The organism is Enterobacter sp. MGH 4 (assembly GCF_000534735.1).
In the GTDB taxonomy this organism is placed as follows: Bacteria; Pseudomonadota; Gammaproteobacteria; order Enterobacterales; family Enterobacteriaceae; genus Enterobacter; species Enterobacter intestinihominis.
On record NZ_KI973293.1, the window covers coordinates 372,877 to 398,195 of the forward strand.

Below are 25,319 nucleotides of genomic sequence, written 5' to 3' on the forward strand. Positions count from 1 at the left end.
GCGGTATAACTGCCCCTTTTGCGGCGAATTTATTGCGATAAATAATTCCCGGATAAAAATTAGGATTTATCTCTAAGATTCATAGCCTGCTATTTTTCTGAATCCATTTTGGTGTTAAAAAGCACAATTATAAATTTTTGACTGACATTTCTTTGTATTGTTTTGTTACAAACAGGCGCCAGCCGATGAATATTCAGCCATTTTTCACTCTCCCTCCAGGCCTCAATGCACACGAACGAATCCATATTGCCTCGGGATTAAACTGGTGCTGTTATCCCCCGGCGATATGCCTTAAAATGCTGCCCGCGTCGCAAACTGACACTTTATATTTCCCTGCGATGATATTGAGTGAGTCTTAACGCTCGTGTGCATATTCGGTTTTTTTCTTACAAATATTCATAACGTTAATTTTGCCTCGCCAGTTGTTTAGTTATTAGCCAGGTCACTCTTGCTCTGTAAATAGGATGCTTTCGGGTCCGTACAGAGAGAGTCCTGGCTTGACAAGCTTTTCCCTCGCTCCGTAAACTCCTTCAGGTGGGAATTTGTGGGTTAAAGTGGTGAGGAGGGGTGAGGCTGGCATGTTCCGTGGAGCAACGTTAGTCAATCTCGACAGCAAAGGGCGTTTATCGGTACCAACCCGATACCGTGACCAGCTGATTGAGAACGCTTCGGGTCAACTGGTTTGCACCATTGACATCAACTCCCCCTGCCTGCTGCTTTATCCTTTGCCTGAATGGGAAATCATTGAGCAAAAGCTGTCGCGACTGTCGAGCATGAACCCGCAGGAACGCCGCGTACAGCGGTTGTTATTGGGACATGCCAGTGAATGTCAGATGGATAGCGCCGGGCGATTATTGATTGCGCCTGTGTTGCGGCAACATGCCGGTCTGACTAAAGAAGTGATGCTGGTCGGGCAGTTCAACAAGTTTGAACTGTGGGACGAAACGACCTGGTATCAACAGGTCAAGGAAGATATCGACGCTGAGCAGTCTGATTCCGCAACATTATCGGAACGGCTGCAGGACTTGTCTCTATAAATATGATGGAAAATTATAAACATACAACGGTGCTGCTGGATGAGGCCGTTAACGGCCTGAATATTCGTCCAGATGGCATCTATATTGATGGCACTTTTGGTCGCGGTGGCCACTCGCGTTTGATCCTCTCTCAGCTTGGAGCGGAAGGGCGCCTGCTGGCAATTGACCGCGATCCGCAGGCGATTGCCGTTGCGCAAACCATCGATGACCCTCGCTTTTCCATCGTGCATGGACCTTTCTCTGCGCTTGCGGATTATGTCGCCGAGCGCGGCCTGACCGGCAAAATCGACGGGATCCTCCTCGATCTTGGCGTCTCTTCACCACAGCTTGATGATGCAGAACGCGGCTTCTCCTTTATGCGCGACGGTCCGCTGGATATGCGTATGGACCCCACTCGCGGCCAGTCTGCCGCCGAGTGGTTACAAACTGCTGACGAAGCGGATATTGCCTGGGTGATCAAAACCTTCGGCGAAGAACGCTTTGGCAAACGTATTGCGCGCGCCATCGTGGAGCGCAACCGCGTTGAGCCAATGACCCGTACCAAAGAGCTGGCAGAAGTCATCGCGGCGGCAACGCCAGTGAAGGACAAGCACAAACATCCTGCGACCCGTACCTTCCAGGCGGTTCGTATCTGGGTAAACAGTGAACTGGAGGAAATAGAGCTGGCGCTAAAAAGCTCGCTCGACGTGCTGGCCCCGGGTGGGCGGTTATCCATCATCAGCTTCCATTCGCTGGAAGATCGCATCGTTAAGCGCTTTATGCGTGAACAGAGCCGCGGTCCGCAGGTTCCAGCTGGGCTGCCGATGACGGAAGAACAACTCAGAAAGCTGGGAGGCCGTCAGTTGCGAGCATTAGGCAAGTTGATGCCGGGCGAAGAAGAGGTGGCAGAGAATCCACGTGCCCGTAGTTCAGTGCTGCGTATTGCAGAGAGGACGAACGCATGATCAGCAGAGTGACAGAGACCCTAAGCAAAGTTAAGGGATCGTTAGGAAGCAACGAGCGCCATGCCTTGCCTGGCGTGATCGGCGACGATCTTTTGCGGTTTGGGAAGCTGCCACTCTGCTTGTTCATTTGCATCATTGTGACGGCAGTCATGGTGGTAACCACCGCTCACCATACCCGTTTATTAACTGCGCAGCGCGAACAGATGGTACTGGAACGCGATGCGCTGGATATTGAATGGCGAAATCTGATCCTTGAAGAAAACGCGCTCGGCGATCACAGCCGGGTTGAACGGATCGCAACGGAAAAACTGCAATTACAGCATGTTGATCCTTCGCAGGAAAATATCGTAGTACAAAAATAAGGGAAAACGCGACGCATGAAAGCAGCGGCAAAAACGCTTAAACCAAAACGCCAGGAAGAACAGGCCAACTTTATCAGTTGGCGTTTTGCGTTGCTTTGCGGCTGCATTTTACTGGCGCTGGGTTTCCTGCTGGGACGCGTGGCGTGGCTACAAATCATCGCGCCTGACATGCTGGTGCGTCAGGGGGATATGCGTTCTCTGCGCGTGCAGGAAGTTTCTACCTCTCGTGGGATGATCACCGACCGCTCCGGCCGCCCGCTGGCGGTGAGCGTACCGGTGAAGGCGATCTGGGCCGATCCTAAAGAGCTGCATGACGCAGGCGGGATCACCCTTGATAACCGCTGGAAGGCGCTCTCAGACGCGTTGAAAATGCCGCTGGATCAGCTGGCGTCACGCGTTAACGCCAACCCGAAAGGGCGCTTCATCTATCTTGCCCGTCAGGTGAACCCTGATATGGCTGACTACATTAAAAAACTCAAGCTGCCCGGCATTCATCTGCGGGAAGAATCCCGCCGTTATTATCCTTCCGGCGAAGTCACCGCGCACCTGATTGGCTTCACCAACGTGGATAGCCAGGGGATTGAAGGCGTTGAAAAAAGCTTCGACAAGTGGCTTACCGGCCAGCCTGGCGAGCGAATCGTGCGTAAAGACCGCTATGGTCGCGTAATTGAAGATATTTCCTCGACAGACAGCCAGGCCGCGCACAACCTGGCCCTGAGTATTGATGAGCGCTTGCAGGCGCTGGTCTATCGTGAGCTGAACAACGCCGTCGCGTTTAACAAGGCGGAATCGGGCAGTGCCGTGCTGGTGGATGTGGCGACAGGTGAAGTGCTGGCGATGGCCAGTAGTCCCTCATACAACCCGAATAATTTTGCCGGTACAGCAAAAGATGCGATGCGTAACCGCTCCATCACCGATGTGTTTGAACCCGGTTCAACCGTAAAACCTATGGTGGTGATGACGGCTCTACAGCGGGGCATCGTCAACGAAAATACCGTTCTGAATACGATCCCTTATCGAATTAACGGCCACGAAATAAAAGACGTGGCACGTTACAGCGAACTGACCCTGACCGGGGTCTTACAGAAGTCGAGTAACGTCGGTGTGTCAAAACTGGCGTTAGCGATGCCGTCCTCAGCGTTAGTAGATACTTACTCACGTTTTGGGCTGGGAAAGGCGACCAATTTGGGGTTGGTCGGAGAACGCAGTGGCTTATATCCTCAAAAACAACGGTGGTCTGACATAGAGAGGGCCACCTTCTCTTTCGGCTACGGGCTAATGGTAACTCCCTTACAGTTAGCGCGAGTCTACGCAACGATTGGCAGCTATGGCATTTATCGCCCGCTGTCGATCACCAAAGTTGATCCACCGGTTCCGGGGGAACGTGTTTTCCCGGAATCTATCGTTCGTACCGTCGTACATATGATGGAAAGCGTCGCGCTGCCCGGTGGTGGTGGCGTGAAGGCCGCGATTAAGGGCTATCGTATCGCCATCAAAACCGGTACAGCGAAAAAAGTGGGGCCGGACGGCCGCTATATCAACAAATACATTGCCTATACCGCAGGCGTAGCGCCTGCAAGCAATCCGCGTTTTGCGCTGGTGGTCGTCATCAACGATCCGCAGGCGGGTAAATACTACGGCGGCGCCGTCTCCGCGCCTGTGTTCGGGGCTATTATGGGCGGCGTGTTGCGCACCATGAACATTGAACCGGATGCGCTGGCGACGGGCGAAAAAAGTGAATTTGTAATTAATCAAGGCGAGGGAACAGGTGGCAGATCGTAATTTGCGCGACCTTCTTGCTCCGTGGGTGCCTATGCTACCTGCGCGAGCACTGCGAGAGATGGTACTGGACAGCCGCGTAGCGGCTTCTGGCGATCTTTTTGTGGCAGTGGTAGGTCATCAGGCGGACGGGCGTCGTTATATCCCGCAGGCGATTGCGCAAGGTGTTGCTGCCATTATTGCTGAGGCCAAAGATGAGGCAACAGACGGTGAGATCCGTGAAATGCACGGCGTGCCGGTCATCTATCTCAGCCAGCTGAATGAGCGTCTCTCCGCGCTGGCAGGACGTTTTTACAACGAACCTTCCGACCAGTTAAAGCTGGTTGGCGTGACAGGAACCAACGGAAAAACCACCACCACTCAGCTGATGGCGCAATGGGCTCAGCTGCTGGGTGAAACCGGTGCCGTCATGGGCACGGTGGGGAACGGTATTCTGGGCAAAGTAAGCCCGACGGAAAACACTACAGGCTCGGCGGTTGACGTGCAGCGTGTGCTGGCAGGCCTTGCAGAGCAGGGGGCGACCTTCGCGGCGATGGAGGTCTCCTCCCATGGTCTGGTACAACATCGCGTGGCGGCACTGAAATTTGCCGCCTCTGTCTTTACAAACCTGAGCCGCGATCACCTTGATTATCATGGTGATATGGAGCACTACGAAGCGGCGAAATGGCTGCTTTATTCCACTCACCACCACGGGCAGGCAATCATTAACGCCGACGACGAAGTCGGTCGCCGCTGGCTGGAAAAACTGCCAGATGCGGTGGCGGTGTCGATGGAAGATCGCATTAATCCGAACTGTCGTGGCCGCTGGCTGAAGGCAGTCGAAGTGAACTACCACGATAGCGGGGCGACGATCCGCTTTGCTTCCACCTGGGGCGAAGGTGAAATTGAAAGCCGCCTGATGGGGGCTTTCAACGTCAGTAACCTGCTGCTGGCGCTGGCGACGCTGCTGGCGCTGGATTACCCGATGGCGGATCTGCTGAAAACGGCTGAGCGTTTGCAACCGGTCTGTGGCCGCATGGAAGTGTTCAGCGCACCGGGCAAGCCGACGGTGGTCGTGGATTACGCCCATACGCCGGATGCGCTGGAAAAAGCGCTGGAAGCGGCGCGTCTGCACTGCGCAGGCAAGCTCTGGTGCGTGTTTGGCTGCGGTGGCGATCGCGACAAGGGCAAACGTCCGCTGATGGGCGCCATCGCTGAGCAGTTCGCGGATATTCCCGTGGTGACCGATGACAACCCGCGTACCGAAGAGCCGAGGGCCATTATCAACGACATTCTGGCGGGCATGCTGGATGCGGGTCGTGCGCGCGTGGTCGAAGGCCGTGCGGAGGCCGTGACTAACGCCATTATGCAGGCGCAGGAGAACGATGTGGTTCTGCTGGCCGGTAAAGGTCATGAAGATTATCAGATCGTCGGCAATCGTCGTCTGGATTACTCAGACCGCGTGACGGCAGCGCGTCTGCTGGGAGTGGTGGCATGATTAGCATTACGTTAAGCCAGGCCGCTGCGGTATTGCAGGGGATGCTGCATGGTCAGGATCTGACCATTGAGGCTGTGACCACCGACACCCGTAAGGTGACGGCGGGCTGCCTGTTTGTGGCGCTGAAGGGTGAACGTTTTGACGCCCACGATTTTGCGCAACAGGCTAAAGATAACGGCGCGGGTGCGCTGCTGGTCAACCGTAAGCTCGATATCGATTTGCCGCAGATTGTGGTGAAAGATACGCGCCTGGCCTTTGGTGAGCTGGCGGCATGGGTTCGCCAGCAGGTGCCAACACGCGTCGTGGCGCTGACGGGCTCGTCGGGCAAAACCTCCGTTAAAGAGATGACGGCGGCGATCCTTAGCCAGTGCGGAAACACGCTTTATACGGCGGGCAACCTTAATAATGACGTCGGTGTACCGATGACGCTGCTGCGCCTGACCCACGAGCATGAATATGCGGTGATTGAGTTAGGGGCTAACCATCAAGGCGAAATCGCCTGGACCGTGAGCCTGACGCGTCCGGAAGCGGCGCTGGTGAATAACCTGGCGGCGGCACATCTTGAAGGTTTTGGTTCGCTGGCCGGTGTGGCGAAAGCGAAAGGTGAAATTTATACCGGCCTGCCGGATGACGGCATCGCCATTATGAATGCCGATAACAATGACTGGCTGAACTGGCAGAGCATCATTGGTTCACGCAAAACCTGGCGCTTCTCCCCGAATGCGGCAAACAGTGATTTTTCGGCGACCAACATTCATGTGACGTCACACGGCACCGAGTTCACCCTCACGACCCCAACGGGCGACATCGACGTGCTGCTGCCTCTGCCGGGTCGTCATAACATCGCCAATGCGCTTGCTGCGGCAGCGCTCTCAATGGCGGTAGGGGCCTCACACGCTGCGATAAAAACTGGTCTGGCGAATTTAAAAGCCGTGCCGGGGCGTCTGTTCCCAATCCAGCTGGCTGAAAACAAACTCCTGCTGGATGACTCCTACAACGCTAACGTCGGCTCCATGACGGCGGCCGTGCAGGTCTTGTCTGAGATGCCGGGCTATCGCGTGATGGTTGTTGGCGATATGGCCGAGCTGGGTGATGAAAGCGAAGCCTGCCACGTACAGGTTGGCGAAGCGGCGAAAGCCGCCGGGCTTGACCGCGTACTGAGCGCAGGCACGCTGAGCAAGGCCATTTCCGATGCCAGTGAAGTTGGCGAACATTTTGCCGATAAATCTGCACTGATCGAACGCCTGAAGGCATTGATTACAGAAAAACAGATTGTGACTGTTTTAGTTAAAGGTTCACGTAGTGCCGCCATGGAAGAGGTTGTGCACGCATTACAGGAGAACGGGACATGTTAGTTTGGCTGGCCGAACATTTGGTCAAATATTATTCAGGCTTTAACGTCTTTTCCTATCTGACGTTTCGCGCCATCGTCAGCCTGCTGACTGCGCTGTTCATCTCGTTGTGGATGGGCCCGCGCATGATTGCCCGTCTGCAAAAACTCTCTTTCGGCCAGGTTGTACGCAACGATGGTCCGGAATCACACTTCAGCAAGCGCGGTACGCCGACCATGGGCGGGATCATGATCCTGACCGCGATTGTGGTGTCCGTTCTGCTGTGGGCTTATCCGTCTAACCCCTACGTCTGGTGCGTGCTGACTGTTCTGGTTGGCTACGGGATCATCGGTTTTGTTGATGACTACCGCAAAGTCGTGCGCAAAGACACCAAAGGTTTGATCGCGCGCTGGAAGTATTTCTGGATGTCGGTAATTGCGCTGGGTGTGGCCTTCGCGCTTTACCTGGCAGGAAAAGACACCCCGGCCACCGAGCTGGTGGTGCCGTTCTTCAAAGACGTGATGCCGCAGCTGGGGCTGTTCTACATTCTGCTGGCTTACTTTGTGATCGTCGGCACCGGCAACGCCGTCAACCTGACCGATGGTCTGGACGGCCTGGCCATCATGCCAACCGTGTTTGTCGCGGGCGGTTTCGCGCTGGTGGCGTGGGCGACCGGTAACATGAACTTTGCAAACTACCTGCACATCCCGTACCTGCGACACGCTGGTGAGCTGGTGATCGTCTGTACGGCGATTGTCGGCGCGGGGCTGGGCTTCCTGTGGTTCAACACCTATCCGGCGCAGGTCTTTATGGGCGACGTCGGTTCACTGGCGCTGGGCGGCGCGCTGGGCATTATCGCCGTGCTGCTGCGTCAGGAGTTCCTGCTGGTGATTATGGGCGGTGTGTTTGTCGTTGAGACCCTGTCGGTGATTTTGCAGGTCGGTTCCTTCAAGCTGCGCGGCCAGCGCATCTTCCGTATGGCACCGATTCACCACCACTATGAACTGAAAGGCTGGCCGGAGCCGCGCGTCATTGTGCGCTTCTGGATTATTTCGCTGATGCTGGTGCTGATTGGCCTGGCAACGCTGAAGGTACGTTAATCATGGCAGATTACCAGGGCAAAAAAGTCGTTATCATCGGGTTGGGCCTTACCGGCCTCTCCTGCGTGGACTTTTTCCTTGCGCGTGGCGTGACGCCGCGCGTGATGGATACACGCGTCTCTCCGCCGGGTCTGGACAAGCTGCCGGAGCAGGTTGAACGCCACCTGGGTGGTCTGAATGATGAGTGGCTGCTGGTCGCCGATCTGATTGTTGCCAGCCCGGGCATGGCGCTGGCGCATCCTTCGCTGAGTGCCGCGGCGGATGCAGGCGTTGAGATTGTTGGCGATATCGAACTGTTCTGCCGGGAGGCGCAGGCCCCGATCGTTGCCATTACCGGTTCAAACGGTAAAAGCACCGTCACCACCCTGGTGGGTGAGATGGCGAAAGCGGCGGGCAAAAATGTCGGCGTGGGCGGTAATATTGGCCTGCCCGCGTTGATGCTGCTCGATAAAGGGTGTGAGCTGTTTGTACTTGAGCTTTCCAGCTTCCAGCTGGAAACCACTTCAAGCCTGCATGCGGCGGCGGCGACGATCCTTAATGTTACCGAAGATCATATGGACAGATACCCGTTCGGCTTGCAGCAGTACCGCGCGGCCAAGCTGCGTGTCTATGAAAATGCCAAAGTCTGCGTGGTGAATGCCGATGATGCACTCACCATGCCGGTGCGTGGCGCAGACGATCGCTGCATTAGCTTCGGTATTAACATGGGTGACTATCACCTTAACCGCCAGCAGGGCGAAACCTGGCTGCGGGTGAAAGGTGAGAAGGTGCTGAACGTGAAAGAGATGATGCTCTCCGGCCAGCATAACTACACCAACGCCCTGGCGGCGCTGGCGCTGGCGGATGCCGTTGGCCTGCCGCGATCTTCAAGCCTGAAGGCGCTGACCACCTTTACCGGCCTGGCTCACCGTTTTCAGCTGGCGCTGGAACACAACGGCGTACGCTGGATTAACGATTCCAAAGCGACCAATGTGGGTAGCACCGAGGCGGCATTGAACGGTCTGCACGTTGAAGGCACACTGCATCTGCTGCTGGGCGGCGACGGTAAATCAGCCGATTTCTCCTCGCTGAAGCAGTACCTCAACGGTGATAACGTGCGCCTTTATTGCTTTGGCCGCGATGGCAGCGAGCTTGCGGCGTTGCGTCCTGAGGTCGCCGAACAAACCGAGACCATGGAACAGGCGATGCGCCTTATCGCCCCCCGCGTGAAGCCCGGCGATATGGTGCTGCTCTCGCCAGCCTGTGCCAGCCTCGATCAATTTAAGAATTTCGAACAGCGGGGCGATGTCTTTACCCGCCTGGCGAAGGAGTTAGGCTGATGCGTTTATCTCTCCCTCGCCTGAAAATGCCGCGTCTGCCAGGGTTTGGTATCCTGGTATGGCTGTTTACGGCGCTGAAAGGCTGGGTGATGGCTTCACGGGATAAAGATTCCGACAGCTTGATTATGTACGACCGCACTCTGTTCTGGCTCACGCTGGGGCTGGCAGCGACCGGCTTTATTATGGTCACCTCGGCGTCGATGCCTGTCGGACAGCGTCTGGCAAACGATCCGTTCCTGTTTGCCAAGCGTGACGGGCTGTACATCATTCTCGCGTTCTGCCTGGCAATGATCACCTTACGCCTGCCGATGTCGTTCTGGCAGCGGCACAGTACGGCCATGCTTATCGCCTCAATCATCATGCTGTTGATCGTTCTGGTCGTCGGGAGCTCCGTTAACGGGGCATCACGCTGGATCGCCTTTGGTCCGCTGCGTATTCAGCCTGCAGAGTTCACCAAGCTTTCGTTGTTCTGCTACCTGGCAAACTACCTGGTGCGTAAAGTCGACGAAGTTCGTAACAACCTGCGCGGCTTCTTAAAACCGATGGGCGTGATTCTGGTGCTTGCGATCCTGCTGCTGGCGCAGCCCGACCTCGGTACGGTAGTCGTACTGTTTGTCACTACGCTGGCGATGCTGTTCCTGGCGGGAGCAAAACTGTGGCAGTTCATTGCCATCATCGGGATGGGGATTTCGGCAGTGGTGCTGCTGATCCTCGCCGAACCATACCGTATCCGCCGTGTGACCTCGTTCTGGAACCCATGGGAAGATCCGTTCGGCAGCGGTTATCAGCTGACACAGTCGCTGATGGCGTTTGGCCGCGGCGAAGTCTGGGGCCAAGGCCTGGGCAACTCGGTGCAAAAACTGGAGTATTTACCGGAGGCGCATACCGACTTTATCTTCTCCATTATTGGGGAAGAACTGGGTTATATCGGTGTGGTAATGGCGCTATTAATGGTATTCTTCGTCGCTTTCCGCGCCATGTCGATTGGCCGTAAAGCGCTGGAGATCGATCACCGCTTCTCCGGTTTCCTGGCCTGCTCAATTGGTATCTGGTTTAGCTTCCAGGCACTGGTAAACGTTGGGGCCGCAGCGGGTATGCTGCCGACCAAAGGTCTGACGTTGCCGTTGATCAGTTATGGTGGTTCGAGTCTGTTGATCATGTCGACGGCCATCATGTTTTTGTTACGCATAGATTATGAAACGCGTCTGGAGAAAGCTCAGGCGTTTACACGAGGTTCACGATGAATCAACCGAAGCGGTTAATGGTGATGGCAGGCGGGACCGGCGGACACGTGTTCCCGGGACTGGCGGTTGCGCACCATTTAATGGAAGAGGGCTGGCAGGTACGCTGGCTGGGAACCGCAGACCGCATGGAAGCCGACCTTGTACCTAAACACGGTATCGAGATCGACTTTATTCGTATTTCTGGCCTTCGTGGCAAAGGGATCAAGGCGCTGCTGCTGGCGCCGGTGCGCATTTTCAATGCCTGGCGTCAGGCGCGCGACATTATGAAGCGCTTTAAGCCTGACGTCGTTCTGGGCATGGGCGGCTACGTTTCCGGTCCGGGAGGACTGGCGGCGTGGTCACTGGGCATCCCTGTTGTTCTGCATGAGCAGAACGGTATTGCCGGGTTGACCAACAAATGGCTGGCAAAAATCGCCACCAAAGTTATGCAGGCCTTCCCCGGGGCATTCCCGAAAGCGGATGTCGTAGGGAATCCGGTGCGTGTGGACGTGCTGGCGCTGCCGCTGCCAGATGCACGTCTGGCGGGCCGAGAAGGGCCGGTGCGCGTGCTGGTTGTCGGCGGTTCCCAGGGCGCACGTATTTTAAACCAGACGATGCCACAGGTTGCGGCAAAACTGGGTGATGCGGTGACCATCTGGCACCAGAGCGGGAAGGGCGCTCAGCAGAGCGTTGAGCAGGCCTACGCGCAGGAAGGTCAGCCGCAGCATAAAGTGACTGAATTTATTGATGATATGGCCGCAGCCTATGCCTGGGCCGATGTCGTTGTCTGTCGCTCGGGCGCGCTGACGGTGAGCGAAATCGCCGCCGCCGGTTTGCCGGCGCTGTTTGTGCCGTTCCAGCACAAAGACCGACAGCAGTACTGGAATGCGCTGCCGCTTGAGAAAGCGGGTGCCGCGAAGATTTTTGAGCAGCCACAATTTACCGCTGATGCGGTCGCCACTACCCTGGCGGGCTGGAACCGGGATGTATTACTGGAGATGGCGCAACGCGCACGCGCGACCGCTATCCCGGATGCAACGGAACGGGTGGCAAAAGAAGTGCGCCTGGCAGCCCAGGCATAATTCTCGCAGCGCGTGTTGCGCTGCACGATTTTTTTGAAGTAGTCGATGGCGTTTAGAGAATGAATACACAACAACTGGCAAAACTGCGTTCTATCGTGCCCGAGATGCGTCGCGTCCGGCACATTCACTTTGTCGGCATCGGTGGTGCTGGCATGGGCGGTATTGCCGAAGTGTTAGCTAACGAAGGCTATCAGATCAGCGGGTCTGACCTGGCGCCAAACCCTGTTACGCAGCAGCTGGCGTCGCTGGGGGCGACTATCTATTTCAATCATCGCCCGGAAAACGTGAGCGATGCGAGCGTGGTTGTAGTGTCCAGCGCGATCTCCGCGGATAACCCGGAAATCGTTGCGGCGCATGAGGCGCGCATTCCGGTGATCCGTCGCGCGGAAATGCTGGCTGAACTGATGCGTTTCCGTCACGGCATTGCGGTGGCCGGTACGCACGGTAAAACCACAACAACAGCGATGGTCTCCAGCATTTATGCGGAAGCGGGTCTCGACCCAACGTTCGTTAACGGTGGTCTGGTGAAAGCCGCTGGCGTGCATGCGCGTCTGGGCCACAGCCGTTATCTGATTGCGGAAGCGGATGAAAGCGACGCGTCGTTCCTGCATTTGCAGCCGATGGTGGCTATCGTCACCAATATCGAAGCTGACCATATGGATACCTACCAGGGCGACTTCGAGAACTTAAAGCAGACCTTTATTAACTTCCTGCACAACCTGCCGTTCTATGGCCGTGCGGTGATGTGCGTGGACGACCCGGTGATCCGCGAGCTGCTGCCGCGCGTCGGGCGTCAAATTACCACCTACGGCTTCAGCGAAGACGCTGATGTACGCGTGGAAGATTATAAGCAGATTGGTGCGCAGGGACATTTCACCCTGGCACGCCAGGATAAAGAGCTCCTGCATGTCACCCTGAACGCGCCGGGACGTCACAATGCCCTGAATGCGGCGGCGGCGGTGGCTGTTGCAACGGAAGAAGGCATTGATGATGAGGCGATCCTGCGCGCGCTGGAAAGCTTCCAGGGAACGGGCCGTCGCTTCGACTTCCTGGGTGAGTTCCCACTGGAGCCAGTAAACGGTAAGCCAGGTTCTGCGATGCTGGTCGATGACTACGGTCACCATCCGACGGAGGTGGACGCTACCATCAAAGCGGCACGCGCGGGTTGGCCGGAAAAGAATCTGGTCATGATCTTCCAGCCGCACCGTTACACACGTACCCGCGATCTGTATGACGATTTTGCCAACGTCCTTTCGCAGGTCGATACCCTGCTGATGCTGGATGTTTATGCCGCGGGTGAAGCGCCGATTCCGGGCGCGGACAGTCGGTCTTTATGTCGTACCATCCGCGGACGCGGTAAAGTGGACCCTATCCTGGTCCCCGACCCGGTGCAGGTAGCTGAAATGCTTGCCCCGGTCCTGACGGGTAACGATCTGATCCTGATTCAGGGTGCGGGAAATATCGGCAAAATCGCCCGTACCTTAGCTGAAATCAAACTGAAGCCGCAAACTCAGGAGGACGAGCGTCATGGCTGATAAGATTGCTGTCCTGTTTGGCGGCACTTCCGCCGAACGCGAGGTTTCTCTGAATTCGGGCGCTGCCGTGCTGGCGGGCCTGCGTGAAGGTGGCGTGGACGCGCATCCGGTTGATCCGAAAGAGGTGGACGTTACGCAGCTGAAAGCGATGGGCTTCGATAAAGCCTTTATCGCGTTGCATGGCCGCGGCGGTGAAGACGGCACGTTGCAGGGGCTGCTGGAGTTGATCGGTATGCCGTACACCGGCAGCGGCGTGATGGCATCCGCCATCTCCATGGATAAACTGCGCAGCAAACTGCTGTGGCAGGGGGCGGGTCTGCCCGTTGCGCCATGGGTTGCACTGACGCGCCGTGAATTTGAATTGGGCTTGTCGGACAGCGTTAATACACGCATTGCGTCACTGGGCTTACCGGTTATTGTGAAGCCTAGCCGTGAAGGGTCGAGCGTGGGAATGTCCAAAGTTGATAAAGCTGTAGATTTGGCTGACGCTTTAGCTCTGGCATTTCAACATGATGAAGAAGTTCTGATTGAAAAATGGCTTAGCGGGCCGGAATTTACCGTCGCGATGCTTGGTGAAGAAATTTTACCGTCAATACGCATCCAACCCGCCGGAGTCTTCTATGATTATGAGGCGAAGTATCTCTCTGATGAGACGCAATATTTCTGCCCAGCTGGCCTTGAAGCACAACGTGAAGCGGAATTACAGTCTCTGGTGCTTAAAGCCTGGAATGTTTTGGGATGCCGAGGCTGGGGACGAATTGATGTGATGCTTGACGGTGATGGGCAATTTTATCTGCTGGAAGCAAACACGTCTCCGGGTATGACCAGCCATAGCCTTGTGCCGATGGCGGCGCGTCAGGCGGGAATGAGCTTCTCGCAATTAGTCGTACGTATTTTGGACCAGGCGGGCTGATATGTCTCAGGCTGCGTTGAACACGCGCAACCGCGATGACGAAGAAGAATATTCTTCTTCGCGCCGGAGTAATGGAACGCGTCTTGCAGGGATTATCTTCCTGCTCGGGGTGCTGTGCACCGTGTTTATCAGCGGCTGGATGGTGCTGGGCTGGATGGAAGACGCACAGCGGTTGCCGCTGTCGAAGCTGGTAGTGACCGGAGAGCGTCACTACACGCGTAACGATGACATTCGCCAGTCAATTCTGGCGCTGGGGTCGCCTGGCACCTTTATGACGCAGGACGTCAACATTATCCAGAGTCAGATTGAACGTCTGCCGTGGATAAAACAGGCGAGTGTCAGAAAGCAATGGCCTGATGAATTGAAGATTCATCTGGTTGAATATGTGCCGATTGCGCGTTGGAATGATCAGCATATGGTTGACGTAGACGGAAATTCGTTCAGCGTCCCGAGCGATCGTGTCAACAAGCAGAATTTACCGATGTTGTATGGCCCGGAAGGCAGCGAAAACGAAGTATTGCAGGGTTTTCGTGAGATGGGGCAGGTGCTGGCTAAGGATCGCTTTACGTTAAAAGATGCTGCGATGACGGCGCGCCGTTCCTGGCAGCTGACCTTAACGAATGGCATTAAGCTCAATCTTGGCCGCGGCGACACAATGAAACGTCTGGCGCGTTTTGTAGAACTTTACCCGGTTTTACAGCAGCAGGCGCAGACGGATGGCAAACGGATAAGCTACGTTGATTTGCGCTATGACTCAGGCGCAGCAGTCGGTTGGGAGCCGGCTCCGGTCGAGGAACCTAATCAGCAACAAAATCAGGCACAGGTACAGGCAGAACAACAATGATCAAGTCGACGGACAGAAAATTGGTAGTAGGACTGGAGATTGGCACCGCGAAGGTTGCCGCTTTGGTAGGGGAAGTTCTGCCCGACGGTATGGTCAATATCATTGGCGTGGGCAGCTGCCCTTCCCGTGGTATGGATAAAGGTGGGGTAAACGACCTTGAGTCGGTGGTGAAATGCGTTCAGCGCGCCATCGACCAGGCTGAATTGATGGCAGATTGCCAGATTTCCTCTGTCTATCTGGCCCTTTCTGGTAAGCACATCAGCTGCCAGAATGAAATCGGTATGGTGCCGATTTCTGAAGAAGAAGTGACGCAGGAAGACGTTGAGAACGTTGTCCACACGGCGAAATCCGTGCGTGTTCGCGACGAGCACCGTGTGCTGCATGTGATCCCGCAAGAATACGCGATCGACTACCAGGAAGGTATCAAGAATCCGGTCGGTCTGTCGGGCGTACGTATGCAGGCAAAAGTGCACCTGATCACATGTCACAACGATATGGCGAAGAACATTGTAAAAGCCGTTGAACGTTGTGGCCTGAAAGTTGACCAACTAATTTTCGCCGGACTTGCCGCGAGCTATTCCGTGCTGACCGAAGACGAACGTGAACTGGGCGTCTGTGTGGTCGATATTGGTGGTGGTACAATGGACATGGCTGTCTATACCGGCGGTGCGTTGCGCCACACCAAAGTGATCCCGTACGCCGGGAATGTGGTGACCAGCGATATCGCTTACGCCTTTGGTACGCCACCGAGCGATGCAGAGGCGATTAAAGTGCGCCACGGTTGCGCGCTGGGCTCTATCGTCGGCAAAGACGAGAGCGTTGAAGTGCCGAGCGTAGGCGGTCGACCGCCGCGCAGCCTGCAACGCCAGACGCTGGCAGAGGTAATTGAGCCGCGTTATACCGAGCTGCTCAACCTGGTCAACGAAGAGATTTTGCAGTTACAGGAACAGCTTCGCCAGCAGGGTGTGAAACATCATCTCGCAGCGGGGATTGTATTAACCGGCGGGGCAGCGCAAATTGAAGGTCTTGCGGCCTGCGCTCAGCGCGTGTTCCATACGCAGGTGCGTATTGGTGCGCCGCTGAATATCACCGGTTTAACGGATTATGCTCAGGAGCCGTACTATTCAACGGCGGTGGGCCTGCTGCACTACGGGAAAGAATCCCATTTAAGTGGTGAGGCAGAGGTGGAAAAACGCGTCTCGGTGGGGTCGTGGGTCAAACGACTTAACACCTGGTTGCGAAAAGAATTTTAATTTTTTAAGAGACCGGAGAGAATTAGCGGTCTCGGGCGACAGGCACAACGGAGAGAGAGATTATGTTTGAACCTATGGAATTAACCAACGACGCGGTGATTAAAGTCATCGGCGTCGGTGGCGGCGGCGGTAACGCCGTAGAGCACATGGTGCGCGAGCGCATCGAAGGTGTTGAATTCTTCGCGGTGAACACCGATGCGCAGGCGCTGCGTAAAACGGCTGTTGGCCAGACGATTCAGATCGGTGGTGGCATCACCAAAGGTCTGGGAGCAGGGGCTAACCCGGAAGTGGGCCGCAACGCGGCTGAAGAAGATCGTGAAGCGCTGCGCGCTGCACTGGACGGTGCAGACATGGTCTTCATCGCAGCGGGTATGGGCGGCGGTACAGGTACCGGTGCAGCACCCGTTGTGGCGGAAGTCGCTAAAGATTTAGGTATTCTGACCGTTGCTGTCGTGACCAAGCCTTTCAACTTTGAAGGTAAGAAGCGTATGGCTTTCGCGGAGCAGGGTATCACCGAGCTGTCCAAGCACGTGGACTCTCTGATTACCATCCCGAACGACAAGCTGCTGAAAGTGCTGGGTCGCGGTATCTCTCTGCTGGACGCCTTTGGCGCGGCAAACGACGTGCTGAAAGGCGCGGTTCAGGGTATCGCTGAACTGATTACCCGTCCTGGCCTGATGAACGTTGACTTTGCAGACGTTCGCACCGTGATGTCCGAGATGGGCTACGCGATGATGGGCTCTGGCGTGGCGAGCGGTGAAGACCGTGCGGAAGAAGCCGCTGAAATGGCGATCTCTTCTCCACTGCTGGAAGATATCGATCTGTCTGGCGCGCGCGGCGTGCTGGTCAACATTACCGCTGGCTTTGACCTGCGTCTGGATGAGTTCGAAACCGTGGGTAACACCATCCGTGCATTCGCCTCTGACAACGCTACCGTTGTTATCGGTACGTCCCTTGACCCGGAAATGAACGACGAACTGCGTGTGACTGTTGTGGCCACCGGTATCGGTATGGACAAGCGTCCTGAGATCACCCTCGTGACCAACAAACAGACTCAGCAGCCGGTGATGGATCGTTACCAGCAGCACGGTATGTCGCCTCTGACTCAGGAGCAAAAACCGGCTGCGAAAGTGGTGAACGACCCGACTCCACAAACGGCAAAAGAGCCAGATTATCTGGATATCCCGGCGTTCCTGCGTAAGCAAGCTGACTAAGAATTGGCTGGAATTTGGGGATTTGCGCTCTTTGTGCTAAACTGGCCCACCGTTAGTGATATACACTCTCGGTTGGATAGTTAATTTGGCGAGATTATACGATGATCAAACAAAGGACACTTAAACGTATCGTTCAGGCGACGGGTGTCGGTTTACATACCGGCAAGAAAGTCACACTGACGTTACGCCCTGCGCCGGCCAATACCGGGGTCATCTATCGTCGCACCGACTTGAATCCACCGGTAGATTTTCCGGCCGATGCCAAATCTGTGCGTGATACTATGCTCTGTACTTGTCTGGTGAACGAGCATGACGTGCGGATTTCTACCGTAGAGCACCTGAACGCCGCCCTGGCGGGTCTGGGTATCGACAACATTATGGTTGAAGTCGATGCGCCAGAAATCCCGATCATGGACGGGAGTGCTGCTCCGTTCGTTTATTTGTTGCTGGATGCCGGCATCGAAGAACTGAACTGCGCGAAGAAATTTGTTCGCATTAAAGAGACCGTTCGCGTCGAAGATGGCGACAAATGGGCTGAATTCAAACCGTACAATGGTTTCTCGTTGGACTTCACCATCGATTTTAACCATCCGGCGATTGACTCCAGCACCCAGCGCTATGCGATGAACTTCTCTGCGGATGCGTTCATGCGTCAGATCAGCCGAGCACGTACCTTCGGCTTTATGCGTGATATCGAATATCTGCAATCCCGCGGCCTGTGCCTGGGCGGCAGCTTCGATTGTGCCATCGTTGTTGACGATTATCGCGTACTGAACGAAGATGGCCTGCGTTTTGAAGATGAATTTGTCCGTCACAAAATGCTGGACGCGATCGGCGACCTCTTCATGTGTGGTCACAACATCATTGGTGCCTTTACCGCGTTTAAATCCGGTCATGCACTGAACAACAAACTGTTGCAGGCCGTCCTGGCAAAACAGGAAGCCTGGGAATATGTGACCTTCGAAGACGAAGCTGAACTGCCGCTGGCGTTCAAAGCCCCGACTATGGTCCTGGCGTAACGGTTAAAGCCGTTTCGTAAGAAAAGCGACTGGTTCACCTGGTACTCTCTCCGACCAGGGAAGCCAGTCGTTTTTATTTCTGCCCTTTCTGGATTTGTCTCTCTCACCCCTGGCCTGTGTTGGGTGCCAAATAACGGTGTGTTCGCTGCATTAATGACCGTTTTTACCTGCTGCAAGGTGTCATTCCTGCTGTCGTGTATTGGCTTTAGTGGTAATATCTGGGCGCTAAAAAAGAATAACTGAACTCAGCCTGCACTGGCGGGCGAACGTGGTGGAGCAAGTGAGCGGAATACTGACGCGCTGGCGACAATTTGGCAGACGTTACTTCTGGCCGCATCTCTTATTGGGGATGGTCGCGGCGAGTCTCGGCTTGCCTGTGCTCAGCAACAGCGCAGACGCGGCAACCCCAGCACGTTCCACGACGACCAAGCACGATCTCACCACGCGGGTTAACTTCACTAATCTCGCATGGCTTGAAGCCAGCCGTCGTCCCAATTTCTCCGTTGATTACTGGCAGCAACACGCGATTCGCACGGTTATTCGCCATCTGTCGTTCGCGATGGCGCCGCAGACGATGCCTGTTGCTGAAGAAACGCTGCCGGTCCAGGCTCAGCACCTTGCTCTGCTCGATACGCTCAATGCGCTTCTGACGCAGGACAACCAGCCGCCTGTGACCGTGAGTCAGACGGCGCAAACTGCTTTTTCTTCCCCCGCATCCTTCTCTGTTTCGACCTGGATTAGCCAGGTTCACGGCATCCGTGCCGGGCCTCAACGCCTCAGCTAAATTAACCCTTTTTCAATACCTTAATTTATCTGCCCGACTGGGGCGTTTGAGAATTTATTATGCTAATCAAATTGTTAACCAAAGTTTTTGGTAGTCGTAACGATCGTACCCTGCGCCGCATGCGCAAAGCTGTGAACGTCATCAACGGTATGGAACCGGCGATGGAGAAGCTCTCTGATGATGAACTGAAAGCAAAAACCGCGGAGTTCCGTGCGCGTCTGGAGAAAGGCGAAACCTTAGAAAGCCTGATCCCGGAAGCCTTTGCCGTAGTACGTGAGGCCAGTAAACGCGTGTTCGGCATGCGTCACTTCGACGTGCAGCTGCTGGGCGGGATGGTGCTTAACGAGCGCTGCATCGCGGAAATGCGTACCGGTGAAGGTAAAACCCTGACTGCAACGCTGCCGGCTTACCTGAATGCGCTGACGGGTAAGGGCGTTCACGTTGTTACCGTCAACGACTATCTGGCGCAGCGCGACGCCGAAAATAACCGTCCACTGTTCGAATTCCTCGGCATGACCGTGGGCATTAACATGTCCGGCCTGCCGGCACCTGCCAAGCGTGAAGCGTATAACGCGGATATCACCTACGGCACCAACAACGAATACGGCTTCGACTACCTGCGTGACAACATGGCGTTCAGCCCTGAAGAGCGCGTCCAGCGTAAACTGCACTATGCGCTGGTGGATGAGGTTGACTCCATTCTGATCGATGAAGCGCGTACCCCGCTGATCATCTCCGGCCCGGCCGAAGACAGCTCCGAGATGTACCGTAAAGTCGACAAAATCATTCCTCACCTGCTGCGTCAGGAGAAAGAAGACTCCGATACCTTCCAGGGTGAAGGTCACTTCTCCGTGGATGAAAAAGCGCGTCAGGTCAACCTGACCGAACGCGGCCTGGTAAAAATCGAAGAGTTGCTGGTGGCTGAAGGCATTATGGAAGAGGGCGAGTCTCTGTACTCCCCAAGCAACATCATGCTGATGCACCACGTAACGGCTGCACTGCGCGCGCACGCCCTGTTCACCCGCGACGTTGACTACATCGTTAAAGACGGTGAAGTCATCATCGTCGATGAACACACCGGTCGTACCATGCAGGGACGTCGCTGGTCCGATGGTCTGCACCAGGCCGTGGAAGCGAAAGAAGGCGTGGATATTCAGAACGAAAACCAGACGCTGGCCTCCATCACCTTCCAGAACTACTTCCGTCTGTACGAGAAGCTGGCGGGGATGACCGGTACCGCAGATACCGAAGCGTTTGAGTTTAGCTCCATCTATAAGCTGGATACCGTGGTAGTACCAACCAACCGTCCAATGATCCGTAAGGATATGCCGGACCTGGTATACATGACCGAAGCGGAAAAAATCCAGGCGATCATCGAAGATATTCGCGATCGTACCGCGAAGGGCCAGCCGGTTCTGGTGGGGACCATCTCCATCGAGAAATCTGAAGTGGTGTCTAACGAGCTGACCAAGGCGGGCATCAAGCACAACGTCCTGAACGCCAAGTTCCACGCTAAAGAAGCAGATATCGTTGCGCAGGCGGGTTACCCGGCTGCCGTAACCATCGCTACCAACATGGCGGGTCGTGGTACCGATATTATGCTCGGCGGTAGCTGGCAGGCCGAAGTGGCCGAGCTGGAAAACCCAACCCCAGAGCAAATCGCGCAGATAAAAGCCGACTGGCAGGTGCGTCACGACGCGGTGCTGGCATCCGGTGGTCTGCACATCATTGGTACCGAGCGTCATGAATCTCGTCGTATCGATAACCAGCTGCGCGGTCGTGCGGGCCGTCAGGGTGATGCCGGTTCTTCCCGTTTCTATCTGTCTATGGAAGATGCGCTGATGCGTATTTTCGCCTCTGACCGTGTGTCCGGCATGATGCGTAAACTGGGCATGAAACCAGGCGAAGCGATCGAGCACCCGTGGGTTACCAAAGCGATTGCCAACGCCCAGCGTAAAGTAGAAAGCCGCAACTTCGATATTCGTAAGCAGCTGCTGGAATATGATGACGTTGCCAACGACCAGCGTCGTGCGATTTATACCCAGCGTAACGAACTGCTGGACGTGTCCGACGTGAGCGAAACCATCAACAGCATTCGCGAAGATGTGTTCAAAGCCACTATCGACGCGCACATTCCACCGCAGTCTCTGGAAGAGATGTGGGATATCGAAGGCCTGCAGGAACGTCTGAAAAACGACTTCGACCTCGAACTGCCAATCAAAGAGTGGCTGGACAAAGAGCCTGAGCTGCACGAAGAGACCCTGCGCGAGCGTATCTACGAAACCGCCCTGGACGTCTATAAGCGTAAGGAAGAAGTGGTTGGCGCTGAGATGATGCGTCACTTCGAGAAAGGCGTAATGTTGCAGACCCTGGACTCCCTGTGGAAAGAGCACCTGGCGGCGATGGACTACCTGCGTCAGGGTATCCACCTGCGTGGTTATGCGCAGAAAGATCCGAAGCAGGAGTACAAGCGTGAATCCTTCTCCATGTTTGCTGCCATGCTGGAGTCGCTGAAGTATGAAGTCATCAGCACTCTGAGCAAAGTTCAGGTGCGTATGCCGGAAGAAGTGGAAGCGATGGAGCAGCAGCGTCGTGAAGAAGCTGAGCGTCTGGCACAGATGCAGCAGCTGAGTCATCAGACCGATGAGAGCGAAGCCGCAGCGGCAATCGCAGCGCAGACGGGCGATCGTAAAGTCGGTCGTAACGATCCGTGCCCATGCGGTTCCGGCAAAAAATACAAGGCGTGCCATGGCCGCCTGAGCTAAGAACATAACAAAACGAAAAGGCGCAGATATCTGCGCCTTTTTTATGGACGTGACATGATGAAAACACTGCAAATTGCTGTCGGGATCATTCGCAACCCGCAAAACCAGATCTTCATTACCCAACGTGCCGCCGATGCGCATATGGCCAACAAATGGGAATTCCCCGGCGGAAAAATCGAATCAGGTGAAACGCCGGAGCAGGCGCTGGTGCGTGAGCTTCAGGAAGAGGTGGGGATCACCCCGCATGGCGCAACGCTGTTCGATAAGCTGGAGTACCAGTTTCCGGACAGGCACATCACGCTGTGGTTCTGGCTGGTGGAAAACTGGGAAGGTGAGCCATGGGGAAAAGAGGGGCAGCCGGGTAACTGGATTGAGCTTCAGGCCAGTGATGCGGAAAAATTCCCGCCTGCCAATGAGCCTGTGATCCTCCGGCTGGTCGCACAACCGTAGGCCTGCTAAGCGAAGCGCCAGCAGGCTTTAAATGTTACTGCTGGTTTTCGCTCCAGTCATCGCTATCCGAGAGATCGCCTTCGCTCGGAATGCGTTTCTCTTCCGCCGCCCATTCGCCCAGGTCTATAAGTTGACAGCGTTTGCAGCAGAATGGGCGAAATGGACTCACTTCTCCCCAGACGACAGTTTTCCCACAGGTTGGGCAGTTTACGGTGGTTACGTCAGACATCGGCACTCCTTAACAACAGGCCAGTTCAAAATCGAGGCGTTCCGGCACGGTGCCATGCTCACTGTCCAGCGGCATAAAGCGGATCGCGAAACGGCTTTTATGTCCGGAAATTTGCGGGTAAAGCTGCTCGCCAAGAGAGAGATTCAAACGCAGAAGATCGGCGTCGTCGCCGTTATCCTGATAAAAACCGTTGAGACTGGTCTGCTTGCGGAACGGGGCAGAGTTACGCACAAGATCGAGGATCAGGGATAACGTTTGATTCATCGGCTCCAGACTGCCCATCCAGCTGTTCACCTGGCGATCGCGCTGTTCCTGCGGCATGTGCAGCCACATATGCAGCGTTGGAAGGTCAAAGCTACAGCAACCGCCCGGTATGCTCAGACGCTGACGCACCAGCGCAATCAGACGGTCCTCGCGTAAAAATTGTCCAACGCGCGGCGCGGCCATCAGCGTCGCGCTGCTGTTTTTTAGCTGCTGGCGTAAAGCGTCAATTCGACTTTTATCTACGCCCGGTACTTCGGCCCAGGCCTGTAATTTACGCTGCTGGCGCTCCAGCTCTTTCAACAGCTCAGTGCGGACATCGCCGCGTTCAATCACATCCAGCAGATCGCCCACGTTGCGGAAAAAATGCAGCGCGGTGGCGTGATCGTTGACGGGCAGATGTTGTGAAAGTTGTTGAATAAGAAATTCTATGCGTAGCCAGGTACGCATTTTTTCGTTAAGCGGATGCTCAAAAAGGATATGAGTCGACATTATGGTTTTTCCTGTGCAACGGCCTGCGCGGCGAAGGTCAGATACTTCGCGTGCAGACGAGCAACATCCGATGCAATGGCATCTGGTGCGCCGTTATTATCAATAACATCATCCGCAACGGCGAGGCGCGCTTCGCGCGTGGCCTGTGCGGCAAGAATTTGTTCAGCATGCTCGCGTGAAACATGGTCACGCGCCATGGTTCTCTGGATTTGCGTTTCGCGGGAAACGTCAATCACCAGCGTTCTGTCTGCTTTATTTTGAAGCTGATTTTCCACCAGTAACGGGATCACCCACAACACATAGGGCGAACTGGCTGCGGCAATCTGACGCTGAGTTTCCTGGTGGATAATGGGGTGGAGCAGGGCATTAAGCCAGGCTTTTTCCGCCGGATCGGAAAATATGCACTCACGCAGCTGCCGACGATTCAGGGTGCCGTCAGCCTGTATCACACGGCGACCAAAATGCGCTTCGATGGCGTTTAAGGCGGGTGTATTGGGTTCTACCACCTGACGGGCAATGATATCGGCGTCGATAATCGTGATGCCGAGACGAGCAAACGCGTGCGCAACGGTGCTTTTACCACTACCGATGCCGCCGGTTAATGCGACGATATACCCCATTAAATCAGATCCTGGGAATTATTCAGTTTTAAAATCAGTTGCTTAAAATTCAAACTTACAACAGCCAATGTTTAGCTCTCTTTACCCGCTTTTTACCAGGTAAATTTATAGGATTGTAGCGTAAAAAAAGAGAATTTCGCAGTCTTGCGGAGCAGGTATTAGTGCGTATGATAGCGTCACTGGAGTTGTGCTTTTAATATATTTGCCTCTAACCCCAGGAATCCGCACATGCGTATTGAAGAAGATCTGAAGTTAGGTTTCAAAGACGTTCTTATCCGCCCTAAACGCTCTACACTGAAAAGTCGCTCAGACGTTGAACTCGAACGTCAATTCACCTTTAAGCATTCCGGTCAGACGTGGTCTGGCGTGCCGATTATCGCGGCCAACATGGACACCGTCGGGACCTTCGAGATGGCGACCGCGCTGGCGCAATTCGACATCCTTACTGCGGTACATAAACACTACAGCCCTGAGGAGTGGAATGCGTTTGTCGCCTCCGCCTCGGCTGACGTGGTGAAGCATGTGATGGTCTCGACCGGTACGTCTGATGCAGATTTCGAGAAAACCAAACAGATCCTGAACGCCAATCCGGCGCTGAATTTTGTCTGCATTGACGTGGCAAATGGTTATTCCGAGCATTTCGTCCAGTTCGTCAGCAAGGCGCGTGAAGCCTGGCCAACCAAAACCATCATCGCGGGCAACGTGGTGACCGGTGAAATGTGTGAAGAGCTGATCCTCTCCGGGGCCGACATTGTGAAAGTAGGCATTGGCCCGGGGTCCGTTTGCACCACGCGCGTGAAAACCGGTGTGGGTTATCCGCAGCTGTCTGCGGTAATTGAATGCGCTGACGCCGCGCACGGTCTGGGCGGCCAGATCATCAGCGACGGTGGCTGCACCATGCCAGGCGATGTGGCGAAAGCCTTCGGCGGCGGCGCGGACTTCGTGATGCTCGGCGGCATGCTGGCAGGCCACGAAGAGAGCGGCGGTACCGTGGTGGAAGAGAACGGTGAGAAATTCATGCTGTTCTACGGAATGAGCTCTGAATCTGCGATGACCCGTCACGTGGGTGGTGTCGCGAAATACCGTGCGGCGGAAGGCAAAACCGTTAAGCTGCCACTGCGTGGCCCGGTCGAAAACACGGCGCGCGATATCCTCGGCGGTCTGCGTTCTGCCTGCACCTACGTGGGGGCTTCCCGCCTGAAAGAGCTGACGAAACGCACGACGTTTATCCGCGTTCAGGAGCAGGAAAACCGCGTATTTAATAGCCTCTGACGGCTACGGCTGGC

Annotated in this window: 23 protein-coding genes; 20 read left to right on the forward strand and 3 right to left on the reverse strand. The window is 55.4% G+C overall.

The annotated features are described in order from the left end of the window. Nucleotides 1-578: 578 nt before the first annotated feature. From mraZ to mutT, 19 genes are all read left to right on the forward strand, one after another. Nucleotides 579-1,037 (forward strand): division/cell wall cluster transcriptional repressor MraZ, encoded by a 459-nt coding sequence (mraZ, locus tag L350_RS08905; protein WP_014830641.1) that lies wholly within the window; start codon nucleotides 579-581, stop codon nucleotides 1,035-1,037. 2 nt (nucleotides 1,038-1,039) lie between these two features. Beyond that, nucleotides 1,040-1,981, forward strand: coding sequence for a 16S rRNA (cytosine(1402)-N(4))-methyltransferase RsmH (gene rsmH / locus L350_RS08900; RefSeq protein ID WP_003856366.1), 942 nt, complete (start codon nucleotides 1,040-1,042; stop codon nucleotides 1,979-1,981). Continuing rightward, nucleotides 1,978-2,343: a cell division protein FtsL gene (ftsL, locus tag L350_RS08895; protein ID WP_003856363.1), complete on the forward strand. Its 366-nt coding sequence runs from the start codon at nucleotides 1,978-1,980 to the stop codon at nucleotides 2,341-2,343. The genes rsmH and ftsL overlap by 4 nt, the downstream gene beginning before the upstream one ends. A 15-nt stretch (nucleotides 2,344-2,358) precedes the next feature. After that, a complete protein-coding gene (gene ftsI / locus L350_RS08890; RefSeq protein ID WP_022647040.1) occupies nucleotides 2,359-4,125 on the forward strand; it encodes a peptidoglycan glycosyltransferase FtsI in 1,767 nt (588 codons plus the stop codon). After that, nucleotides 4,112-5,599, forward strand: a complete 1,488-nt coding sequence (gene murE, locus L350_RS08885; RefSeq protein ID WP_032625481.1) for a UDP-N-acetylmuramoyl-L-alanyl-D-glutamate--2,6-diaminopimelate ligase — start codon at nucleotides 4,112-4,114, stop codon at nucleotides 5,597-5,599. The genes ftsI and murE overlap by 14 nt, the downstream gene beginning before the upstream one ends. After that, nucleotides 5,596-6,954, forward strand: coding sequence for a UDP-N-acetylmuramoyl-tripeptide--D-alanyl-D-alanine ligase (murF, locus tag L350_RS08880; protein WP_032625484.1), 1,359 nt, complete (start codon nucleotides 5,596-5,598; stop codon nucleotides 6,952-6,954). Before murE ends, murF begins: the two co-directional genes overlap by 4 nt. Beyond that, nucleotides 6,948-8,030, forward strand: a complete 1,083-nt coding sequence (gene mraY / locus L350_RS08875) for a phospho-N-acetylmuramoyl-pentapeptide-transferase (protein WP_003856353.1) — start codon at nucleotides 6,948-6,950, stop codon at nucleotides 8,028-8,030. The genes murF and mraY overlap by 7 nt, the downstream gene beginning before the upstream one ends. A 2-nt stretch (nucleotides 8,031-8,032) precedes the next feature. Beyond that, the gene (gene murD / locus L350_RS08870; protein WP_023299321.1) at nucleotides 8,033-9,349 is read left to right on the forward strand and encodes a UDP-N-acetylmuramoyl-L-alanine--D-glutamate ligase; all 1,317 of its coding nucleotides are present in this window, start codon (nucleotides 8,033-8,035) and stop codon (nucleotides 9,347-9,349) included. Continuing rightward, a complete protein-coding gene (gene ftsW, locus L350_RS08865) occupies nucleotides 9,349-10,593 on the forward strand; it encodes a cell division protein FtsW (protein WP_032625486.1) in 1,245 nt (414 codons plus the stop codon). The genes murD and ftsW overlap by 1 nt, the downstream gene beginning before the upstream one ends. Continuing rightward, the gene (gene murG / locus L350_RS08860; RefSeq protein ID WP_032625488.1) at nucleotides 10,590-11,654 is read left to right on the forward strand and encodes an undecaprenyldiphospho-muramoylpentapeptide beta-N-acetylglucosaminyltransferase; all 1,065 of its coding nucleotides are present in this window, start codon (nucleotides 10,590-10,592) and stop codon (nucleotides 11,652-11,654) included. The genes ftsW and murG overlap by 4 nt, the downstream gene beginning before the upstream one ends. Before the next feature lie 59 nt (nucleotides 11,655-11,713). Further along, complete coding sequence (murC, locus tag L350_RS08855) at nucleotides 11,714-13,189, forward strand: UDP-N-acetylmuramate--L-alanine ligase (RefSeq protein ID WP_022647046.1); 1,476 nt, start codon at nucleotides 11,714-11,716, stop codon at nucleotides 13,187-13,189. Then, the gene (locus L350_RS08850) at nucleotides 13,182-14,102 is read left to right on the forward strand and encodes a D-alanine--D-alanine ligase (RefSeq protein ID WP_023299324.1); all 921 of its coding nucleotides are present in this window, start codon (nucleotides 13,182-13,184) and stop codon (nucleotides 14,100-14,102) included. Before murC ends, L350_RS08850 begins: the two co-directional genes overlap by 8 nt. 1 nt (nucleotide 14,103) lies before the next feature. Beyond that, a complete protein-coding gene (ftsQ, locus tag L350_RS08845; protein ID WP_003856342.1) occupies nucleotides 14,104-14,946 on the forward strand; it encodes a cell division protein FtsQ in 843 nt (280 codons plus the stop codon). Continuing rightward, entirely contained in the window at nucleotides 14,943-16,199 is a 1,257-nt protein-coding gene (gene ftsA, locus L350_RS08840; RefSeq protein WP_003856340.1) for a cell division protein FtsA, read from the forward strand. Before ftsQ ends, ftsA begins: the two co-directional genes overlap by 4 nt. 62 nt (nucleotides 16,200-16,261) lie before the next feature. Beyond that, a complete protein-coding gene (gene ftsZ, locus L350_RS08835; RefSeq protein WP_022647048.1) occupies nucleotides 16,262-17,413 on the forward strand; it encodes a cell division protein FtsZ in 1,152 nt (383 codons plus the stop codon). Nucleotides 17,414-17,514: 101 nt separating this feature from the next. Further along, the gene (gene lpxC / locus L350_RS08830; RefSeq protein ID WP_003856337.1) at nucleotides 17,515-18,432 is read left to right on the forward strand and encodes a UDP-3-O-acyl-N-acetylglucosamine deacetylase; all 918 of its coding nucleotides are present in this window, start codon (nucleotides 17,515-17,517) and stop codon (nucleotides 18,430-18,432) included. Between the two features lie 280 nt (nucleotides 18,433-18,712). Further along, nucleotides 18,713-19,216 carry a secA translation cis-regulator SecM gene (gene secM / locus L350_RS08825; RefSeq protein WP_032625592.1) on the forward strand — a complete coding sequence of 168 codons (504 nt, stop codon included), beginning with the start codon at nucleotides 18,713-18,715 and terminating at the stop codon, nucleotides 19,214-19,216. Nucleotides 19,217-19,275: 59 nt separating this feature from the next. Next, entirely contained in the window at nucleotides 19,276-21,981 is a 2,706-nt protein-coding gene (secA, locus tag L350_RS08820; RefSeq protein ID WP_022647050.1) for a preprotein translocase subunit SecA, read from the forward strand. Between the two features lie 57 nt (nucleotides 21,982-22,038). Further along, on the forward strand, nucleotides 22,039-22,431 hold the full coding sequence (gene mutT / locus L350_RS08815) for an 8-oxo-dGTP diphosphatase MutT (protein WP_032625594.1): 393 nt from the start codon (nucleotides 22,039-22,041) through the stop codon (nucleotides 22,429-22,431). A 34-nt stretch (nucleotides 22,432-22,465) separates the two neighbouring features. Here the strand turns inward: mutT and yacG are convergent, their stop codons facing one another. The 3 genes from yacG to coaE are packed head-to-tail and all read right to left on the reverse strand — an operon-like array spanning nucleotide 22,466 to nucleotide 24,033. Further along, complete coding sequence (yacG, locus tag L350_RS08810; protein ID WP_003856332.1) at nucleotides 22,466-22,660, reverse strand: DNA gyrase inhibitor YacG; 195 nt, start codon at nucleotides 22,658-22,660, stop codon at nucleotides 22,466-22,468. Between the two features lie 9 nt (nucleotides 22,661-22,669). Continuing rightward, nucleotides 22,670-23,413, reverse strand: a complete 744-nt coding sequence (gene zapD, locus L350_RS08805; RefSeq protein WP_022647052.1) for a cell division protein ZapD — start codon at nucleotides 23,411-23,413, stop codon at nucleotides 22,670-22,672. Beyond that, nucleotides 23,413-24,033 carry a dephospho-CoA kinase gene (gene coaE / locus L350_RS08800; RefSeq protein ID WP_032625491.1) on the reverse strand — a complete coding sequence of 207 codons (621 nt, stop codon included), beginning with the start codon at nucleotides 24,031-24,033 and terminating at the stop codon, nucleotides 23,413-23,415. Before coaE ends, zapD begins: the two co-directional genes overlap by 1 nt. Before the next feature lie 228 nt (nucleotides 24,034-24,261). On the opposite strand from coaE, the gene L350_RS08795 reads away from it, so the two are divergent. Then, the gene (locus tag L350_RS08795; protein WP_022647054.1) at nucleotides 24,262-25,305 is read left to right on the forward strand and encodes a GMP reductase; all 1,044 of its coding nucleotides are present in this window, start codon (nucleotides 24,262-24,264) and stop codon (nucleotides 25,303-25,305) included. The last annotated feature ends 14 nt before the right edge of the window (nucleotides 25,306-25,319 follow it).

What these genes read in the sequence shown, in the direction of transcription:
- murG (WP_032625488.1), top strand. Translation starts at nt 10,590, where the DNA reads ATGAATCAACCGAAGCGGTTAATGGTGATGGCAGGCGGGACCGGCGGA.
- secA (WP_022647050.1), top strand. Translation starts at nt 19,276, where the DNA reads ATGCTAATCAAATTGTTAACCAAAGTTTTTGGTAGTCGTAACGATCGT.
- lpxC (WP_003856337.1), top strand. Translation starts at nt 17,515, where the DNA reads ATGATCAAACAAAGGACACTTAAACGTATCGTTCAGGCGACGGGTGTC.
- coaE (WP_032625491.1), bottom strand. Translation starts at nt 24,033, where the DNA reads ATGGGGTATATCGTCGCATTAACCGGCGGCATCGGTAGTGGTAAAAGC.
- ftsQ (WP_003856342.1), top strand. Translation starts at nt 14,104, where the DNA reads ATGTCTCAGGCTGCGTTGAACACGCGCAACCGCGATGACGAAGAAGAA.
- ftsW (WP_032625486.1), top strand. Translation starts at nt 9,349, where the DNA reads ATGCGTTTATCTCTCCCTCGCCTGAAAATGCCGCGTCTGCCAGGGTTT.
- L350_RS08850 (WP_023299324.1), top strand. Translation starts at nt 13,182, where the DNA reads ATGGCTGATAAGATTGCTGTCCTGTTTGGCGGCACTTCCGCCGAACGC.
- L350_RS08795 (WP_022647054.1), top strand. Translation starts at nt 24,262, where the DNA reads ATGCGTATTGAAGAAGATCTGAAGTTAGGTTTCAAAGACGTTCTTATC.
- murD (WP_023299321.1), top strand. Translation starts at nt 8,033, where the DNA reads ATGGCAGATTACCAGGGCAAAAAAGTCGTTATCATCGGGTTGGGCCTT.
- mraZ (WP_014830641.1), top strand. Translation starts at nt 579, where the DNA reads ATGTTCCGTGGAGCAACGTTAGTCAATCTCGACAGCAAAGGGCGTTTA.
- rsmH (WP_003856366.1), top strand. Translation starts at nt 1,040, where the DNA reads ATGATGGAAAATTATAAACATACAACGGTGCTGCTGGATGAGGCCGTT.
- ftsA (WP_003856340.1), top strand. Translation starts at nt 14,943, where the DNA reads ATGATCAAGTCGACGGACAGAAAATTGGTAGTAGGACTGGAGATTGGC.
- murC (WP_022647046.1), top strand. Translation starts at nt 11,714, where the DNA reads ATGAATACACAACAACTGGCAAAACTGCGTTCTATCGTGCCCGAGATG.
- mraY (WP_003856353.1), top strand. Translation starts at nt 6,948, where the DNA reads ATGTTAGTTTGGCTGGCCGAACATTTGGTCAAATATTATTCAGGCTTT.
- ftsL (WP_003856363.1), top strand. Translation starts at nt 1,978, where the DNA reads ATGATCAGCAGAGTGACAGAGACCCTAAGCAAAGTTAAGGGATCGTTA.
- murF (WP_032625484.1), top strand. Translation starts at nt 5,596, where the DNA reads ATGATTAGCATTACGTTAAGCCAGGCCGCTGCGGTATTGCAGGGGATG.
- ftsI (WP_022647040.1), top strand. Translation starts at nt 2,359, where the DNA reads ATGAAAGCAGCGGCAAAAACGCTTAAACCAAAACGCCAGGAAGAACAG.
- yacG (WP_003856332.1), bottom strand. Translation starts at nt 22,660, where the DNA reads ATGTCTGACGTAACCACCGTAAACTGCCCAACCTGTGGGAAAACTGTC.
- ftsZ (WP_022647048.1), top strand. Translation starts at nt 16,262, where the DNA reads ATGTTTGAACCTATGGAATTAACCAACGACGCGGTGATTAAAGTCATC.
- mutT (WP_032625594.1), top strand. Translation starts at nt 22,039, where the DNA reads ATGAAAACACTGCAAATTGCTGTCGGGATCATTCGCAACCCGCAAAAC.
- zapD (WP_022647052.1), bottom strand. Translation starts at nt 23,413, where the DNA reads ATGTCGACTCATATCCTTTTTGAGCATCCGCTTAACGAAAAAATGCGT.